Source organism: Citrobacter sp. Cm046 (genome assembly GCF_030333065.1).
GTDB classification, from domain to species: Bacteria; Pseudomonadota; Gammaproteobacteria; order Enterobacterales; family Enterobacteriaceae; genus Citrobacter; species Citrobacter murliniae.
In genome coordinates, this window is the sequence record NZ_JAOWGP010000014.1 from 1 (window position 1) to 670 (window position 670).

Below are 670 nucleotides of genomic sequence, written 5' to 3' on the forward strand. Positions count from 1 at the left end.
AATCACATAGCGCCCGATACACTGCGGTTTGGTTTGCGCAAACAAAGTATTTATCACTGGACTGTCCTTCTGCACTGGCGTGGATGCCGTAGCATGGGCAATAAAAAGCATGCTGCCCGCTATAAAAGATAACGCTGTAATCTGCCTAATAGTCTTCATGGGATCGGGATCTCCTGAACCATTGTCACAATGGCCCTGAGGGTAAATTGCAGGGCTGGTCTGTCTTTTATATCTTCCAGGTTACTGACGTCGTAGGCTCCCTGGTGATCCACGTCGGTTGCCAGAACGCTTTTGATTTCGCTGTTACGGCATATAGCGCTCAACGACTCTACCGGAACCGTGCCATCACCCGGCGTTTTTGATGGGGTGACAACATACATCTGAGAACGATTAAAAGGCAGGGGGATCTCCCGGTAGTTGTTGGGCAGCTTTCTGTCACTCTCATGCATATTTTTCGGGTAGGTAATGGCCGTTTTCCGCCACGCTAGTTTCGGTGTTTATCTTATTCATGGCTTCCTGCTGTGATGCTGTCAGTGTTTGCGGTGACGGGTTATAAGGACGAAAATACTGATATACCCCGCCCCCCAGCACGACCAAAACAGCAAAAATAATGACCTTCCTTTTTATTTTATCCATTGTGAAGCCTCCCTGTTATCTATCCGCAATCCTT

At 48.1% G+C, this 670-nt stretch carries 2 protein-coding genes; both read right to left on the bottom strand.

From position 1 onward, the window contains the following. Window positions 1-155: 155 nt before the first annotated feature. Window positions 156-449 (bottom strand): hypothetical protein, encoded by a 294-nt coding sequence (locus OGX98_RS00785; RefSeq protein ID WP_353622271.1) that lies wholly within the window; start codon window positions 447-449, stop codon window positions 156-158. Further along, entirely contained in the window at window positions 442-636 is a 195-nt protein-coding gene (locus tag OGX98_RS00790; RefSeq protein WP_286594705.1) for a hypothetical protein, read from the bottom strand. Before OGX98_RS00790 ends, OGX98_RS00785 begins: the two co-directional genes overlap by 8 nt. Between the last annotated feature and the right edge of the window lie 34 nt (window positions 637-670).